The sequence below is a fragment of the Parasphingorhabdus sp. genome (genome assembly GCF_048269865.1).
Taxonomy (GTDB): domain Bacteria; phylum Pseudomonadota; class Alphaproteobacteria; order Sphingomonadales; family Sphingomonadaceae; genus Parasphingorhabdus.
Window position 1 is genome coordinate 396,680 of sequence record NZ_JBLWUA010000001.1, and the last position, 16,935, is coordinate 413,614.

General features: G+C 57.7%; 16 protein-coding genes and 1 pseudogene. 9 read left to right on the forward strand and 8 right to left on the reverse strand.

The features are described 5' to 3' along the window. Positions 1 to 37: 37 nt before the first annotated feature. Positions 38 to 880, forward strand: coding sequence for a helix-turn-helix domain-containing protein (locus ACN0WW_RS01870; protein WP_417608794.1), 843 nt, complete (start codon positions 38 to 40; stop codon positions 878 to 880). 41 nt (positions 881 to 921) lie between these two features. Here the strand turns inward: ACN0WW_RS01870 and ACN0WW_RS01875 are convergent, their stop codons facing one another. Then, a complete protein-coding gene (locus ACN0WW_RS01875) occupies positions 922 to 1,302 on the reverse strand; it encodes a hypothetical protein (RefSeq protein ID WP_417608796.1) in 381 nt (126 codons plus the stop codon). A gap of 213 nt (positions 1,303 to 1,515) precedes the next feature. Here ACN0WW_RS01875 and ACN0WW_RS01880 point away from each other — a divergent pair, with 213 nt between their 5' ends. Both ACN0WW_RS01880 and ACN0WW_RS01885 read left to right on the forward strand, forming a co-directional pair. Next, positions 1,516 to 3,180 (forward strand): alpha/beta fold hydrolase, encoded by a 1,665-nt coding sequence (locus ACN0WW_RS01880; protein WP_417608798.1) that lies wholly within the window; start codon positions 1,516 to 1,518, stop codon positions 3,178 to 3,180. Between the two features lie 156 nt (positions 3,181 to 3,336). Beyond that, positions 3,337 to 4,167, forward strand: a complete 831-nt coding sequence (locus ACN0WW_RS01885) for a hypothetical protein (protein WP_417608800.1) — start codon at positions 3,337 to 3,339, stop codon at positions 4,165 to 4,167. Positions 4,168 to 4,567: 400 nt separating this feature from the next. Here the strand turns inward: ACN0WW_RS01885 and ACN0WW_RS01890 are convergent. The 3 genes and pseudogenes from ACN0WW_RS01890 to ACN0WW_RS01900 form a co-directional block, all read right to left on the reverse strand. Further along, positions 4,568 to 4,705, reverse strand: a pseudogene (locus tag ACN0WW_RS01890) (nucleoside-diphosphate kinase); the annotation flags it as partial. Between the two features lie 3 nt (positions 4,706 to 4,708). Further along, entirely contained in the window at positions 4,709 to 4,915 is a 207-nt protein-coding gene (locus ACN0WW_RS01895; RefSeq protein WP_417608802.1) for a hypothetical protein, read from the reverse strand. A gap of 55 nt (positions 4,916 to 4,970) precedes the next feature. Next, positions 4,971 to 5,642, reverse strand: coding sequence for an HAD family hydrolase (locus ACN0WW_RS01900; RefSeq protein ID WP_417608804.1), 672 nt, complete (start codon positions 5,640 to 5,642; stop codon positions 4,971 to 4,973). Between the two features lie 116 nt (positions 5,643 to 5,758). Here ACN0WW_RS01900 and ACN0WW_RS01905 point away from each other — a divergent pair, with 116 nt between their 5' ends. The 4 genes from ACN0WW_RS01905 (at position 5,759) to ACN0WW_RS01920 (ending at position 9,309) form a co-directional block, all read left to right on the forward strand. Further along, positions 5,759 to 6,871 (forward strand): MlaE family lipid ABC transporter permease subunit, encoded by a 1,113-nt coding sequence (locus ACN0WW_RS01905; protein ID WP_417608806.1) that lies wholly within the window; start codon positions 5,759 to 5,761, stop codon positions 6,869 to 6,871. Then, the gene (locus ACN0WW_RS01910) at positions 6,871 to 7,686 is read left to right on the forward strand and encodes an ABC transporter ATP-binding protein (protein WP_417608808.1); all 816 of its coding nucleotides are present in this window, start codon (positions 6,871 to 6,873) and stop codon (positions 7,684 to 7,686) included. Before ACN0WW_RS01905 ends, ACN0WW_RS01910 begins: the two co-directional genes overlap by 1 nt. 65 nt (positions 7,687 to 7,751) lie before the next feature. Continuing rightward, on the forward strand, positions 7,752 to 8,699 hold the full coding sequence (locus ACN0WW_RS01915) for an MlaD family protein (protein ID WP_417608810.1): 948 nt from the start codon (positions 7,752 to 7,754) through the stop codon (positions 8,697 to 8,699). Between the two features lie 10 nt (positions 8,700 to 8,709). Further along, positions 8,710 to 9,309, forward strand: a complete 600-nt coding sequence (locus ACN0WW_RS01920; protein WP_417608812.1) for an ABC-type transport auxiliary lipoprotein family protein — start codon at positions 8,710 to 8,712, stop codon at positions 9,307 to 9,309. A 15-nt stretch (positions 9,310 to 9,324) separates the two neighbouring features. On the opposite strand, the gene ACN0WW_RS01925 is transcribed toward ACN0WW_RS01920, so the two are convergent. Both ACN0WW_RS01925 and lgt read right to left on the reverse strand, forming a co-directional pair. Continuing rightward, on the reverse strand, positions 9,325 to 10,404 hold the full coding sequence (locus ACN0WW_RS01925) for a class I SAM-dependent methyltransferase (protein ID WP_417608814.1): 1,080 nt from the start codon (positions 10,402 to 10,404) through the stop codon (positions 9,325 to 9,327). Beyond that, positions 10,397 to 11,263: a prolipoprotein diacylglyceryl transferase gene (gene lgt / locus ACN0WW_RS01930; RefSeq protein WP_417608816.1), complete on the reverse strand. Its 867-nt coding sequence runs from the start codon at positions 11,261 to 11,263 to the stop codon at positions 10,397 to 10,399. Before lgt ends, ACN0WW_RS01925 begins: the two co-directional genes overlap by 8 nt. 100 nt (positions 11,264 to 11,363) lie before the next feature. Between lgt and ACN0WW_RS01935 the strand changes: the two genes are divergently transcribed. Then, a complete protein-coding gene (locus ACN0WW_RS01935; RefSeq protein WP_417608818.1) occupies positions 11,364 to 13,052 on the forward strand; it encodes a class I adenylate-forming enzyme family protein in 1,689 nt (562 codons plus the stop codon). Next, positions 13,049 to 15,829 (forward strand): [protein-PII] uridylyltransferase, encoded by a 2,781-nt coding sequence (locus ACN0WW_RS01940; protein WP_417608820.1) that lies wholly within the window; start codon positions 13,049 to 13,051, stop codon positions 15,827 to 15,829. Before ACN0WW_RS01935 ends, ACN0WW_RS01940 begins: the two co-directional genes overlap by 4 nt. Here the strand turns inward: ACN0WW_RS01940 and ACN0WW_RS01945 are convergent. Then, entirely contained in the window at positions 15,826 to 16,347 is a 522-nt protein-coding gene (locus ACN0WW_RS01945; protein ID WP_417608822.1) for a YceD family protein, read from the reverse strand. The two genes, ACN0WW_RS01940 and ACN0WW_RS01945, sit on opposite strands and share 4 nt — an antisense overlap. Continuing rightward, the gene (locus ACN0WW_RS01950) at positions 16,347 to 16,880 is read right to left on the reverse strand and encodes a ubiquinol-cytochrome C chaperone family protein (protein ID WP_417608824.1); all 534 of its coding nucleotides are present in this window, start codon (positions 16,878 to 16,880) and stop codon (positions 16,347 to 16,349) included. The genes ACN0WW_RS01945 and ACN0WW_RS01950 overlap by 1 nt, the downstream gene beginning before the upstream one ends. Positions 16,881 to 16,935: the final 55 nt, after the last annotated feature.

The window sequence follows — 16,935 nt, forward strand, 5'->3', positions numbered from 1 at the left end:
GCCATCCTGACGGATTATTTCGAGGATGATAATCCCGGTGCAATTTGAGTATTTTCGGCCGCAATCAGACATCAGCAAGCTGGTAAGCAGCTATTATAATCTCACGGTTGATGAGCATGTTTCCGATATCATGCGGGCTGAAATCGCCAACTTGCGCTTCGTCATCCGGGGCCGGGTCTCAACCAACCTCAATGGCGTTGACGAACAATATGGCGCTGGTGATACCTTGTTGTGCGGTCCTACCTATCAATGGAGCAATGTCGGATTTGAACCGGGGACACAGGTCTTTGGCGCGGCGATCACACCCTTGGGCTGGGCACGGTTATTTGACGTCGACGCCGACCAGCTGGCAAACAGGCTTGTACCGCTGGCCCCCTATATCGCGCCATCGGTCCTGCCGCTTGTGACCGACATATTTGACGCGACCGAGGAAATGCAGCGAGCCAAGGCAGCGGACCGGTTATTTGCTGCCATGGTTGATCCCGAAAAACGCGTGGACGAAGCTTTCCTGGACCAGGTCACTTCCTGGATTACGTCGCCCGACCCAAATGAGCTGGCCGTCCTGCTGTCGGAAATGAGCCGGTCCCCCCGCCAGATCGAGCGATTGTGCAAAAAATATTTTGGCAGCGCGCCAAAGCTTCTGCATCGAAAATTTCGCGCTCTGCATTCGGCCAACCGGCTCACCTGGCAGGATTTGACCGACTGGCAGGACATCGCGACAACGGCCTATTCCGACCAGTCCCATTTCATCCGCGAGTTCAAGCAGTTTAACGGCAGGACCCCGAGCGAATTCATTAAGGGCGCGCATATATTGGTCCGCCTGACGTTGCAGCAACGCCTGCAAATCGACCATGAATCACCGTTCAGCTTGATAGGCTAGCCAAAACCGCCGATCCTTGGCCGATGCAAAATGCGCCAGGCTTATTGCTCGTGCGTCTGAGCCAGCAGGTCGGCCCTCATCAGCGGTAGACAGGCCGCCATTCGTTTGTCGACATACGCTTTTGGATCGGCAAGGTCGCGAACCGCTTCCTGTTCCGCCATCACCGCGTCCCAGATCGCCGTACGGACCGTTTCGGTCGACTGCTTCGTTTCCTTGGCAATGCGATCCATGACAAGAGTGGTCCAGCGGGCGGCTGTTTGCCGGACGTCAGGATAGTCGGTCGCTCCCGGCGCATTGCGTCGTTGTTCTTCTGCGATGATCGACAGGACAGCTGCACAGCCAATGTCTTGCGACTGCTGTGCGGTAAAGGCTTGGGGCGTTTGTCCAGCCGCCAGGATCGCAAGGGCGAAAGAAAGGATCATCCCATCACTTTATGACCGGAGTGGCTGATCGTAAATAGCGAAGTGTGCCGGCTTTGGCGGTGCATTGCCGGCAGGAATCAACACGGATCGTCACCACATAAGCTTGGGCGCCAAAAGCGCCTAGCGGGCTCGTGTCGTACAACCAATTGAGAGACGGATAAAAATATCGCGAGTTACTTTCCGCGCACTGGATCCTTATATAGTCATCACTCCATGAAGTCTGATTCTCTAGATCCCATGATCCGCGATGCCTATGCGATTGCAGCGCAACCGGAACGGGTAATGAAATTGCTGACGCTGCTGCAGAATCCGGCTGCGGAAGACGAGGGCGCTCTTCAGCCGCATTTCGCCAACGCTACCGAGTTGCTCGCCGAAATAGATCCCAGTGTCGGCGATGATTTTTCGACCTATGCCCGCGACCTCAAAGGGAAGAGTGACCGCTTGGGCCCGCCAGACCTTTTGCTCAGCATTTCAATGACGGTGCTGAGCGTCGACCAGCAGCTGTTCAAAAGCACGGAAGTGAAAGTCGGCGAACCGATACCCGACTGGTTATTTGGCATGGATGGTGAAGCCTATGGCCAGGTGGAAAAGCTTGTCCAGGGGCAGGGCAAGGCCAACCCCGCGATCGTTCGCCTCTATATGGATCCGCAGGACGACAGGGGTGTGCTGTTCGCCGCGCAGGTCGCCGGCACCGGCGGTCGGGAACTGGCATTTCGCGTGATGCGGCTGCGCTGGAATGCAGTCATCGGCAGCGCGTTTGCGCGGTCACTCGAGCTCACCGCAACGGAACAGCAGCTCGCGAAACATCTGATCAACGGACAGTCGGTCCTTGAATTTGCCGAGCAACGAAAGCGCGCGTTGGGGACCGCACGAAATCAGCTCAAGGCGCTGCTTCGCAAGCTCGGTATCGGTTCGCAAACCGAGCTCATCGCGCTGTATGCCGGGTTCAGCAATGCCTTTGCGACGGCGGAGTTGAAGGACAAACAACTCGTTCCCGCAGGATCCAGTGAGAAACTGAGGTTGCAGGATGGCAGCGATCTGCCGTTTGAAGTCTATGGTGATCCGGCAGCGAAGCCGGTGCTGTATCTTCATGCAACGATAGATGGCGCTTACCTGACCGCGCGGCAACAGGACGCGGCGGCAAAGCAAAACTTGCGCGTCATTGCGCCGTGGCTGCCGTTTTACGCGGGCAGCAAGATGGCCAGCAGCGGTCTGGCGGTGGTCGATGAATTTGTCGAGCGGCTGGTCTGTTTGCTCGATCATCTGGGCATCGAGAATTGTGCCATCGTTTCGGCCAGAGTCGCCGCTCCCTATGGCATGGCGGCGGTTCGGTCGCATCCCGATCGGTTTCGCGGGCTGGTGATGGCCGGTACGGTTTTGCCCGCGGATGATGCCAATGATTTCTCGCATCTGGCGCTCGGCTATCGCGCGCCGCTGCGGCTGGCGCGCATTGCACCGTCCTTCGTGCGGCTGTATTTTGCGGCGGTATCGACCATGGTCCGGCGCGGCAAAAGCATGGCCTATTTCCAGAGCATTTATGGCGACAGCGCAGCAGATATGAAAACGCTGAACCGGCCCGACGTTGCGGAACTGATGCAGCGATCGATGAAACGGACCTTTCAGGATGGTTATGAATCCACCGCGCAGCAGGCGATCCTGACCGCCAGCGACTGGTCGAAATGGTGCCGTGATCTGCAAGTGCCCGTGACGCTGATCGGTGGCGCGGAAGACCGGCTGGCCCCTCCGCACCTGGTTGAGCAATTTTGTGACCGATATGATTTCAATTTGATTGGGCCGTTACCGGATGTCGGAAGCCTGGCGATTCAGCAGGTGCCGGAACAGATATTCAAAGAGGCCGCCAATATCGGGACAGCTTGAGTCAGTCGCCAGCCCGCGCCGTTTGTAACCCAACTTGATTTGCCGCCTCGGCTAGCGCATATTTTTTCCATATAATCCGCCAAATTGTACCATATGGTATATTCTAAACCCGTCGCCGCTCCATTAGTCGCCCGCTGACTGAAATGGAGATCAACGATGAAATTTTCGAAACCGGCTGTTGCGGCCCTATTTGCTGTTTCGCTGATCAGCAGCGGTGCCGCACAGGCCCAGTTTGGCGGCTTGGGCAACGCGCTCAAGAAAGAGGCAAAGAAAACCAAGCGCAAGGCCGAGAAACGGGCTGTGGAAGAAGCGGAGCAGGCGATTGACAACGCGCTCCGCGGGCAAAAAGGCAAGAGAATAAAGATCGGCAGCAACAGTGGCGGCAGCAGCGGCTCTGCGACGCTCGGGACGCCGTCGGCAAACCTCACATCGCAAACGCAATGCACCGGCCTCGCCCTCTCCAACGTTACCGTTGGCAATTTGGGAGAATATACATTCCAGCAGGGCTTCAGCAAAGAGAAGCGCACCGGCTTCATCAACCGGCGGTCGGGCAAGGTGACCGGATCCTGTATCGCACCATCATTGCAGCCACAGGAAATTCTCTATTTCGAAGTCGATGAGAAAAAATACAAGGCTCTCGACAGGGGCGGTGACTGGACGTGGCAATGCGTCCAGTCGGATAATCCCGGTGCCGGTACGACCGACTACTGGACGTGGAATAGCGATCAATATCTGAGCGATTCCCATATGAAACTGCATTGCGGCAACGATCAGGGAGTCAGCGATTGCGCCACCGGCAGCAATGGTGCCCGCGCGTCAGCCTATTCGGCGGATCGCAAAAAGCGCGGCAAATATGGCATCAGTTTTCTGGCACGCCTCAACGAGCGCAGCGATGCAAGGACGGAAAAGCTGTACTGCCAATATTATAACAAGAGATCGGGCAAAAGTCTGGTCGCATTCGAATATCTGAGCGCACCCGCCCGATAGGCACGGGCCCGGTTCTATTTTTCCAATTTTTGAGAAGGAGACGCACTATGCGTACCGCCATTGCTTTATCATCTCTTATCCTCTCCAGCCTTGCCGTCCCGGCGGCATTTGCCCAGTCCAGCAGCACGACAGTCGCCAAGGATGGCAGCTGTCCAACCGGTTTCAAATCCTCGGGCAGTTCCTGTCAATCGAGTTCAGGAGCGGTTGCGATCAAAAAAATCGGATCCTGCCCTGCGGGTTTCAAATCGTCATCCAACTACTGTGTGGGTGACAAGGGCGATTATGCTGAAGTCAAAAGCGGCAGCTGTGCAAACGGCTTGAAATCGTCGGGCAAATATTGCGTAAAATAGTCGGTCGCAGCGATTGCTTGCGGTCGACCGCACGCAGTCGCTGCCACCTCGGCCTGCAGCGCCGCGACCCGCTCCTTGATCAATCGCAAGCCGCGCGCTGTCACCAGGTTGGGGCCGACCGGGATAGGACGCTCAAATTTGGGCTCGAGATGTTCGTCGTCGCCCTCTCTGCGGAACGCCGCGCTCATCGCTCAGGCGCCGGTTTTGGGGGTTACCCAGATTGATACCGGTGCCACGAACTTGCCGTGCGCAGGGGTGCCCACATCGACGCGTTCCGCGGTCACCCGTTCACCGCTTTCCAGGGTGAAGGCTGACCACGGCTTCGGCATCCGGCCAAAGGTCATTTTCTGGATCGGCTGCCCGGTGGCGCTGTTCATGATGGTGGCGATGATTGACATGGCATGCCGCTAGCGACGAAACCGCTGCATTGTCAACGACCCGCTGCCGGACGGATCAGCGCCAGTCGACGATCGGCCAGCCCCGCTCTCCGGCCAGCAGGCGCATTTTCGGGGTTGGTGTGGTAGCAATGGCCTCGTCGGCAAATTCCAGCATCGCCTGATCGCTGACATGATCGGAATAAGCGCGAACATGGCTTTCCGCGCGCAACCACCCCTCTTTGGCGAACAGCGCCTCAATCCGCTCGATCTTGGCGATATCATAGCAATTTTCGCCGACGATCCGCGGTCGTACTCGGCCTTCGTCATCGATTTCCAGGCGCGTCCCGATCACATGGTCAAAACGAAGGCGGCGGCCGATCGCCTCGGCATAGAGTTCATAAGAGGCGGTTACCAGCACCAGAGTGCGCCCGGCGACGCGATCCGTTTCGATCTGGTCAATCGCTTTCTGGTGACGGTTGGAGCGCAGCACATGGTCGGCAAACTGCTCAATCTCCGGTTGCAAGTCGGCCAGCTTCGGTCCGCTGCCCAGCAACATCCGCTGGTTGAAGGTTTTCAGCTGCCCCCGGCTGATCAGCCTGAGACCATAAGCGATAAAGCCGAATGGCAAGAGCGGGAGCAAGATCAGACGCCAGGGCTCGCGCGCCAAAAACATGTGAAACAGGAAGGGTGTGTAGGTCCCGCGCACCGTAATCGTGCGGTCCATGTCGTAAAGTGATATCTTCTGCATGCTGTCCCGCAGTCCCCGTTTGCGCATGTACTTAACAGTATGCCAGCAAAAGCGCCAAATATTTGCGCCGTTTAATCGCTTGAGCTTTGCTGCGATTTCGGTCACTTAGTCAGGTGATGTCGATGCCCAGCGATTTTGTCGAAGAGACAGCCGAAGATGGAGCGGTTACGCTGCGCTTTTCCGGCGACTTGTCGATTGCCAGCGTCGGCGAACTGCCCGAGCGATTAAGAGAATATGACGGCAACGTGGACCGGCTGGATATTTCCGAAACGGGTTATATCGATACGGTTGGCGCTTGGCTGATCCATCGCACCGCGCGCGATACCGAGGCCGAAATTATCGGTGCGAATGACGATGCGGAACGCCTGATCGCCGCCGTTGCCGGAGCGGATCAGCCGACCGAAATCCGGCCACAGGCGCTTAACCCCGTCATCCGGGTGGTCAGCGAAGTGGGCGAAGCAACCACCATAGCCTTCAAGACCATGTCGGGGCTGGTCGGCTTTTTCGGCGCGATCATGGTCGCCTTTTTCCGCTTGCTGCGGCATCCTGGGCAGATCCGGTGGAACGCGGTGATCCAGCGTTTCGACGTTGTTGGTGTGCGAGCGCTGGGCATTGTCGGACTGATGAGCTTTCTGATCGGACTGGTGATTGCACAGCAGGGCGCAGTCCAGTTGCGGCAATTCGGTGCGGAAGTGTTCACGGTCAATCTCGTTGGCCGGCTGACGTTGCGCGAACTGGGCGTGTTGATGACCGCGATCATGGTGGCCGGGCGGTCCGGATCGGCCTTTGCCGCGCAGATCGGTACGATGAAACTCACCGAGGAAATTGATGCGATGCGCACGATTGGCGTCTCGCCGGTCGAAGCGCTGGTGCTGCCCCGGTTTATCGCTGCCGTATTCATGCTGCCTTTGCTGGGTTTCTATGCATCAATCGTCGCGATCATCGGCGGGGGTCTGCTGAGCTGGGCTCAGCTTGATATTCCGCCAGCCACCTTTTTCTCGCGCATCCGAGAGGTTGTACCGCTGACCGATGTCTACGTCGGACTGGTCAAGGCGCCGGTATTCGGCGCGATCATCGCCATTACTGGCTGTTATCAGGGGATGCAGGTCAAGGGCAATGCCGAGGATGTCGGCCAGCGGACAACTGCCGCCGTGGTTCAGGCCATATTTCTCGTAATCGTGCTCGACGCCTTTTTTGCCGTCTTCTTCACCTGGATTGGATGGAACTGATGGCCGATTCGCAAACGATCGATTATCAACCCGACTATGAGGGCCCAATTGTCAGTGTGGAGGGCCTGCGGAACAGCTTCGGTGAGCAGGTGGTTCACGAGGGTCTCGATCTCGATGTGCGCCGCGGCGAAATCATCGGCGTGGTCGGCGGTTCCGGCACCGGAAAATCGGTGCTGATGCGCTCGATCATCGGGCTGCAGACGCCGGATGAGGGCGAGATTAGGGTCTTTGGCCAGCCGCTGTTGGGCAAGTCGGAATCCGAGACGATAGAAATTCGCAAGCGCTGGGGTGTGTTGTTTCAGGGCGGAGCGCTGTTTTCGACGCTGACCGTCGCCGAAAATGTGATGGTGCCGATTCGTGAGTTCTATCCGGATATGGACCGGGAGTTCCGGCGCGAGGTTGCCAAATATAAGGTGTGTCTGTCCGGCTTGCCGCCGGATGCGGCACCAAAATATCCGTCCGAACTGTCCGGCGGGATGCGCAAGCGAGCCGGTATCGCCCGTGCCCTGGCACTTGATCCGGAATTGCTGTTTCTCGATGAACCGACAGCCGGACTGGATCCGATCGGTGCCGCGGCGTTCGACAATCTGACCAAGGAATTGCAGCAGACCCTGGGCCTGACGGTGTTCCTGATCACCCATGACCTCGACACGCTGCACGCGATTTGTGACCGGGTCGCGGTGCTGGCGGATCAGCGCGTGATCGCCGTGGGCACGATCGACGAACTGCTCGCGCTGGATCATCCCTGGATACAGGAATATTTTAACGGACCGCGCGGCCGGATGGCATCCGCCGGCAAAAAGTCGCTGGGATGAGAAGAGTGAAACAAGCCAGAGAATTGTTGCAGGTGACGGCACGGCCCGTCATAGAGGTGAAATAGATGGAAACCCGCTCTAATCATATCCTTGTCGGTGCCGTGACTTTGGCGATGCTGGCCCTCGTCGCTGCCTTTCTGGTCTGGATCGTCCGCTTTGGCGATGGCGAGACCAAACAATATGATATTTTCTTTTCCCAATCGGTTGGCGGATTGGCCGCGGGAACCGGAGTTACTTTTGCCGGTGTGCCTTCTGGACAGGTATTGAAGGTAGAGCTCTGGAAGAAAGATCCGAATTTTGTACGGGTCCGGATTGCGGTCAGTGAAGACACCCCGATTTTGGAGGGCACCACCGCGACCATCCAGAGCGTCAGCTTTACCGCGCCACCCAATATTCAACTCGACGGTGCCAAAAAGGGAGCTCCGCCGATCACCGATCGCGGTCCCGAAGGGGTGCCAGTGATTCCAACCAAGCCGGGTGCGCTGGGAGAATTGCTCAATAGCGCGCCATTGGTGGTTGAACGGCTGGCGACTCTGACCGATCGGCTGACCCAGCTATTGTCGGACGAAAACCAGAAATCGATCAGCGGAATTCTGGCCAATACCAGCGAGTTGACCGGCACTCTGGCGAAACAGGCGCCCGAGCTAGAGGCGCTCATGACAGAAGCACGGATCGCCATCCGCAATGCGGGACAGACGGCAGAGAAGCTCTCTCTGGTGGCTGACAGCACCAACGAGCTTATCACCAACAATGGCCAGCCGCTGGCCAAAAATCTGGCGAGCACCCTGGACGCCGCCGACAAGAGCCTTCGGGCTCTGGAAGGTGTCTTGAAGAACGCACAACCGGCCACCGAGCATCTGGCCACCAAGACGCTGCCGGAAGTGGATCAGCTGGTCGAAGACATGCAGGCGCTTACAAAATCCATGACCAACGTGACCGAACGGCTGGACCAGGGCGGCGCCGGCTCGTTACTGTCGGCACCTTCGTTGCCCGACTATGAGCCAGGACAATGAAGGGGCAGATATGATGCGCATATTTCCACTGTTGAAAGCCGTCAGCGTGCTGGCCGCGACGGGCGCGCTTGCTGCCTGCGTCAGCTTCGGCGGCGCAGAACCGCCACCGTCGCTGCTGTCGCTGTCTCCCGATCAAAAACTTTCTGCGGGAGCGATGCAGACCGGGCCGCAATCCGGTTCGCTGGTCGTCGGCCTGCCGGCTGCGCCGCAAAAGCTGAACACCATCCGGGTCCCTGTGCAGACGAGTGGTACGGGCATCGCCTATCTGAAGGACGCCGTATGGGTCGACAAACCGGCACGCCTGTTTCAGGATTTGCTGAGCGAAACGATCGCCGCAAAAAATGGCCGTCTGGTGCTGACCGGAACGCAGGCTGGCGGGCTTGCACAAACCTATCTTACCGGTGAGCTGGTAAACTTCGGTCTCGACGGTCCCAGCCTGACCGTGACCGTGACCTATGATGCGGTCAAGATGAGCGGTGACCAGCCGGTCGAGAAGAAACGCTTCGAGGCCAGTGAATCCGTCTATGCTGCCGAAGCCGGCCCTGTCGGAACAGCACTGAACAAGGCCGCCAACAAGGTCGCGGCCGACGTCGCTGAATGGGTCGGTTAGCCCTGTTGCGAAACGCTATTCTTCTTTGTCGCTGAACCCTTCCGGTTCTGGCCAGTCGATCGCGGTCGTCGCCATCACCTGAAACAAAGAGCCCATTTCGTCCGGATGGGTCAGCCGGTGATGCGCTGCCTGGATCATCTCGGCCTGCTCCGAACTCGCTCGCGTCAGCGCCGTGGCGCGCTGGTCAATCCCCAATGCCTTGAGCCACTGTCCCTGTCCCACCGGGCCGTTCACATTCAGCATCCGCGTGCGGGCAATGTTGGCCAGCGTATGGAAATCGACATGCGCGGTGAGGTCCGATGTACCCGGACTGTCAAACGGGCTGACCGGCACATGATTCTTCACTGCCTGCAGGGTGCTACCCGTCCCCGGCCTCGTATAGCCATAATCGATAATCAGCAGGGTGCCGCCCTGTTTCGCCAAGCGATTGGCGAGGTTTCCGGCCCATTCCACGCTCACGGGTGAGCGCTCCAATATCGTGCCGTCCGGAAATCCACTGGCGCTGCCGCTGATCTGATCCGCCGCACGATGCGCGCTGGGAACCGGTGCGAACGTGCTGCGATCCCGTACGACCATCTGTTGTCGCCAGCCGCCGGATGTTGCAACAAATTGCTCAATCGGCAGAGCGTCGAAAAATTCATTGGCGACGATCAACAGCGGCCCGTCTTGCGGCAACTCGGCGATGTCCTGATGCCATGTTGCGTCGGGGTGGAGTTGTTTCTGCCTACCCCTCAATATTGGGCTATTTTCGACGAAATGGACCTTAGGAATGCAGCCAAATTTGCGCATCGAGCGCAGTGCGTCGCGCGCCAGGGTCCCACGCCCGGGACCCAGTTCAACATAGTGGCAATGGTCGGGAGAGCCCTTGCGCAGCCACAAGTCAGCCAGCCAGATACCAACAATCTCACCGAACATCTGGCTGATTTCCGGGGCCGTGATAAAATCACCGGCTTCGCCCAGTGGATCCTTGCTGGCATAATAATGGTGATTGGCGATCGCCATATAATCGCCGAGCGGAATGGGGCCTTCGCGATCAATCTTGTCGGCAATTATCTGGGCTGCGCTGGACAGGTCTGCTTTGCCGCCGTCAGGCAACGCTCTTGTCTCCAGCCACCGGCTCCACTCGTTGCCGTCGGCCTTTGGCCGTGACGACCAGATAGAGACCGAGAAGGATCATCGGTACGGTCAGCCACTGACCCATGCTGAAGCCCGATTGTTCAACCAGCCAGGTGAGTTGGGCGTCGGGCTGGCGGAAAAATTCGACGGTGAATCGGCTGAAACCGTACACCAGCAATCCGGTACCGAGGAGTTTGCCGGGCTGATAGCGGGCATCGGTCTTCCAGAACAGCAGCGACAATATGGTGAAATAGAGAATGCCTTCCAGGCCCGCTTCATAAAGCTGACTGGGATGGCGGGCGACTTCGCCGCCCATCGGAAACACGATTGCCCACGGCACATCGGTGGCCCGACCCCACAGCTCGCCATTGACGAAATTGGCCAGTCGACCGAAAAACAGCCCAAAGGGAATGACGCAGGCGATATAGTCGCACATCCGAAGAAAACTGAGCTTTTCCCGGCGCGCCGTCCACCACAAGGCCAGCACCACACCGATTGTCCCTCCGTGCAGGGACATGCCGCCTTTCCACACTTGGAATATCCTGATCGGATCCTGCAATATCTCGGGGCTGTAGAAAAACACATAGCCGAGCCGGCCACCGACGATGATGCCGAGCGTGGCCCAGAAGATCATGTCATCCGCGTGGCGGCGGGCCATGGGCGCTCCGGGTTGCGCAATCAGCTTGGTCAAATACCAGTAGCCAATCAAAATGCCCGCAAGATAGGCCAGCGAATACCATTTGAGCTGGAAAAACCCCAGATCGAGCGCATTCGGAGAGAGGCCAAGCTCCTCAAACCGCGTGAATTGCGCCGCGTTTGCCAAGATAATATCAATCAACTCTTTTCCCCGTGTGGTTTCCTGTCCATATATAGGGAAATTCCCCTATACCAAGAGGGAACAACGGGAGACTTCAATAATGGCGACCTCTGAATTGGATATGGTAATTGATCAAACGCTGGAGGCGCTGACCCAGCCTGGTCAATTGCTGGAACTCGACACGATCAACAAATACGGCGTCGATATGCCAATCTTCAAAAATGCGCCGCAGAATGTTTCCGATTATTTTGCGTATTTCTGCCATCAGAACGCCGACAAGGAGTTTCTGGTCGACGGCGACATTCGGCTGACCTTTGGCGAAGCCTATGCCGCGGCGCGGGCCTTGGCGGGCGGATTGGTTGAGGGCTACGGGGTTCAGAAAGGTGACCGGATCGGGATCGCTGCGCGCAATTCGGCGAACTGGATCATTCTCGATATGGCGATTACGATGGCTGGAGGCGTTTCGACCAAATTGAACGGCTGGTGGCGCGGTGATGAACTGGCGGACGGGATCGAGGATGTCGGCTGCTCTTATGTGTTCGCCGACTATCAGCGGGCTCAGCGGCTGGTCGAATCCAAGCGCAATCATGGTGCCAAGCTGTTGATCTTTGAACATGACAAATTGCCGCTCGAAGGACTCAAGGTCATGCTGGAAAAGGGTGGTGGCGCAGAAACGCCGCTGCCGCAAATGGCACCGGAGGACAATGCGACGATCCTGTTTACCTCGGGTTCAACTGGTCGATCGAAAGGCGCCTATGCCGAGCATCGCGCGGTGGTGCAGGGGGCGATGAGCTTCGTCGGCACGGTGCTGGTGCTGGTCAATATCATGACCAAAGCCGGTACGATGCCGGAAGGGCAGCCCACGGCGATGGTCTGCGTTCCTCTTTTCCACGTCACGGCATCGGTACCGCTGGTGCTGGTGAGCTATGCCATCGGCCGCAAGCTGGTGATGCTGAACAAATGGGATGCGGAAGAGGCGATGCGCCTGATCGAGAAGGAGCGCGTAACCTATTTTGTCGGTGTGCCGCTGATGAGCATGGAAATCTATTCTCATCCCCATTTTGACAAATATGACCTCAGCAGCTGTGTCACCATGGCCGCCGGCGGTGCCCCGCGTCCGGTCGAACATGTCCGGCGCATCAAGGAAAAGATGGGCGATGGCTATCCGGTGATCGGCTATGGCCTGACCGAAACCAATGGCGTCGGCTGTTCCAACCAGAATGAGAATTATCTCGAAAAACCGGACAGCACCGGCCGCGCCACGCCGCCGATTGTCGATGTGGCAATTCTCGATGATGACGGGAACAAACTGCCCCAGGGCGAGCGCGGCGAAGTCTGTATTCGCACCGCTGCCAATTTCACCGGCTACTGGAACAATGAAGAGGCGACCAAAGACGCCTTTACGGACGACGGCTATTTTCGCACTGGGGACATCGGTTATCTCGATCCGGAAGACTATCTCTATATTGTCGATCGCAAGAAGGAGATCATTATCCGCGGCGGCGAGAATATCAGCTGCCAGGAAGTCGAGGCTGCGGTCTATGCCAATCCTGCGGTAGCGGAAGCCTGCATTTTCGGCGTTCCGGACGAACGCTTCGGGGAAGTCCCGGCTCTGGTCTATCATACCAAGGAGGGGCATAGCCTGACCGACGAGGAACTGCTCGAAACGCTCAAGCATCAACTCGCCCCCTTCAAGATGCCGGTGCACATCTGGCAATATGACAAACCATTGCCGAAGCTCGGTACCGCAAAAATTGCAAAGATCGTGCTGGCGAAAAAGCATCGGGACGAGCTGGCCGCAACCGGATGAACGCTCGTGCCAATATCCCCACTGCGCCGGCTGATCCAGCAACCCGGATCAGCCGCCAGCGCGATATCATCAATCGCCGGGTTCTGGCTGGAGAAATCGACAGCCTGATTGCCGAACATGGCATGCCGAAAGCGCGGACGAAAATCCTGCCGCTGCTACAAGACGCTCTCGATACGGGGCGTGCGGAAATCAGCGCGCGGTTGCTGAAACGGCCATCGGCCGGGCATGAAATGGCTGCCGCCCAATCCTTTCTCGTCGATCAACTGGTTCGCCTGATTCACGACATCGCGGTCTATCACCAATATCCGGTGAGCAACCCGTCTTCGGGCGAACGGATCACGGTCATGGCAGTTGGTGGCTATGGTCGGGGGGAAATGGCACCGCATAGCGACGTCGATATTGCTTTTCTGACGCCCCATAAAACCAATAGCTGGACCGAGCAGGCGATTGAGGCGATGCTCTACTGGCTATGGGATCTCGGTTTCAAGGTCGGCCAGAGCAGCCGGTCAATCGATGAGATGGTCCGCATGGCCAAGGCCGACCTGTCGATCCGGACGGCCTTGCTGGAAGGGCGCTATATCTGGGGCGACACGGACGTTTACGAAGAGGCGAAGCAGCGGTTCTACGCTGACGTGGTTGCCGGCACCGACAGCAGCTTCGTTGCTGAAAAGCTTGCCGAACGCGATGCGCGGCATAAAAAAATGGGCGACAGCCGTTATGTTGTCGAACCCAATGTCAAGGAAGGCAAGGGCGGGCTGCGGGATCTGCAGACCCTTTACTGGATCGGGAAATATATCCACCGGGTGGCTTCCGCCGGGGAACTGGTCGATGTCGGTCTGCTTACAGCCGACGAATTCAAGCGCTTTCGCAAGGCGGCGAATTTTCTCTGGGCTGTGAGATGCCACATGCACGATATCACCGGTCGCGCCGAAGACCGGCTGACCTTCGATCTCCAGCCCGAAGTGGCCAGGCGGATGCGGTTTGCAGACCGGCCCGGCAAGTCGTCGGTCGAGCGTTTCATGCATTTTTACTTCCTTAACGCGAAAGTGGTCGGCAACCTCACTGGTGTGTTTCTCGCCCATCTCGATGAGACGCATAACGCCGGGGTCCGCCGGTTCCTGCCGTCGCTGACCCGCAAGCCGAAGAAACTCAAGGGCTTCGTACTGGATCGCGGACGGCTGGCGCTGCCAGATGAATCCTTTTTTGAGGATGATCCGGTCCGGCTGCTCGAAATTTTTTGGTTGGCAGACAAGCATGAACTCGAAGTTCACCCGCTGGCGATGCGTTCCGCCCGGCGGGATGCCAAGCTGGTGGATAACAAGGTCCGCAAGGATCGGCGTGCGAACAAGCTGTTTCTCGATATCCTCTGTTCGCCGCGCGATCCCGAACTGGTGCTGCGCTGGATGAACGAGGCCGCAATTTTCGGTCGCTTCATCCCCGATTTTGGCCGGGTGGTCGGGCAGATGCAGTTCGACATGTATCATCATTACACCGTCGATGAACACAGCATACGGGCCATCGGTCTGCTGGCGAAGATCGGTCGGGGTGATCTCGAAGCCGACCATCCCAACAGCACGGCGACGATGGAGAAACTGCAGAACCGGCGCGTGTTGTTTGTCGCCACGCTGCTGCACGACATTGCCAAGGGACGCGGCGGCGACCACAGTATATTGGGAGCAGAGGTGGCGATGAAACTTTGTCCCCGCCTCGGTCTCAAGCCGCACGAAACCGAGCTGGTCGCCTGGCTGGTCCGCAATCATCTGCTGATGTCGGCGGTGGCGTTCAAGCGCGATCTGTCGGATTTCAAGACGATCCAGGATTTTGCCAGCAGGGTGAAAAGCGTCGAGCGCCTTCGTCAACTGACCGTGCTGACGGTCGTCGACATACGCGCGGTCGGGCCGGGCGTGTGGAACAGCTGGAAAAGGCAGTTGTTGACCGACCTGTTTGAAGCCGCTCAGGAAATGCTGTTGCTCGGTCACAAGCAGCGTGGCCGCAAGGAGCGGATTGACCAGAAGAAAGCGGCTTTGGCCGCAACATTGAAACTGCCAGAAGCGGAATTCAAGAAGCTGACAAAACGGCTCACCGATCCCTATTGGATCGCAGAGCCGGACGATATCATTGCGCAAAATGCCAAGCTCGTTCTGGATGCCGGTGACACAGACCTTGCGATTTTCGCGGACGTCTATCCAGAACGCGGTGCTACGTTGATCACGGTCTTCGCGGCAGATCACCCTGGATTATTCTATCGAATCGCAGGCGGCATCCATGTTTCGGGCGGCAATATCATTGATGCGCGGATTCACACGACCCGTGATGGTATGGCCTTGGACAATTTTCTCGTCCAGGATCCTCATGGCAAGCCGTTCACCGAGAAGGGCCAGTTGGACCGGCTTAAAAAGGCCGTTGAAGATGCTTTGGCCAACCGGACCAAATTGTCGACCAAGCTGGAAGCCCGCCCCTTGTCGCATTCCCGCGCCGATGCATTTGCAATCACACCCTTTGCCTTGGTCGACAATGACGCGTCCAATCGGTTTACCGTGATCGAAGTCAATGCGCAGGACCGTCCGGCTCTGCTCAACGAGCTGTCGCACGCGCTATTCGAATCAAAGGTGACTGTGCACAGTGCCCACATCGCGACCTATGGTGAGCGTGCGGTCGACACATTCTATATCACCGACCTGTTGGGCGGCAAGATCACCAGCAAGCAGCGGCTGAACGGTCTCCAGAAGCGCCTGATCAATGCTGCGGAACGCAAGACGGACAAGGAAGCCGCCTAGCGGAGCTTGTCTTTCAGGGCGGCTAGCGCGCCAAACGGCCCGGCCTCTTCTTCCGATTGCAGCTTTTCCCGTGCCACTGCATCGGCATTGGGGCCACGCGGAAATTGCGGGAGCGCAAGATAGAGGGTCTGGGCAATCGCTTCGCCCAGGTCGATTTTGCCATTCTCATATTCGATGACGTCGCAATCTTCTTCGGTAAGCTCGATTTCTTCTTCGGTCTCGTCGATTGCGAGCTGCGAGACAAAGCCAATGTCAAATTCCTCACGCAGCCGGACCGGAAAGCTTTCTCCGGTCACCGAGCAAATCTGCTGCAAATCGGCTTCCAGCACGCCCGTGAACGCGATCTTGTCGTCGCTCGCGACCAAATTATAATCAGCCTTCAGTGCGCTGATTTTCGGCAGGTCAAATCGCTCTGCCAGCTTTCGCCGTTCTTCTTCGGTTGCCGACAATTTGCCGGTACGCGGACTCGATCCGATTTCGGATGCCTTGACGATATAGGAGAATTCCGGGGAGTCCATTATGCAACCGTCCGGCTGGTCGGCAGCTGACCGGCGACAATAGCGTCCGTCGGATAGTCTCGCAGCGCATCATGATAGGCGGTCAGCCGCTTGGCAAGGAAGTCCAGCGCGGCGTCGTCCGGTTTGTTACCGCGAAAAATATTCCGCACGATCGCCTCACGCAGGTCCGCTCCTTGCTCAAGGGCGCTGCGATAGGCGCCAACCCGTCCACCGAGCGCGCCCATCATGCGCCCGACATGCTTGCCTACGATCATGTCGCCAATACCGATCTGGCGCAATTGTCCGTCCATGTCCTTGATGAAGATTTCGGTCAACCATGCCAGGTCCTGACCCCGCTCCTCGTCCTTCTCCAGACGGATCAGCACCAGCGAGAATATCGCTGCGATCATGTCAAAACGGCCATCAAGACTGTCTGGCACCTGACCTTCCTCGTACCAGCCCAACTGGCGACCTTCGCTGACAATCGCGTTGTACAAAGACTGCATCTTTGCATTGGGATTGTCGCGGGAAAAAATCTTGCTGAAAAAGGACATTGCTGGTTCCGCTGGTTAATCGTAAGTTTATCGGTGATCTGATCGTTTGTTAAGT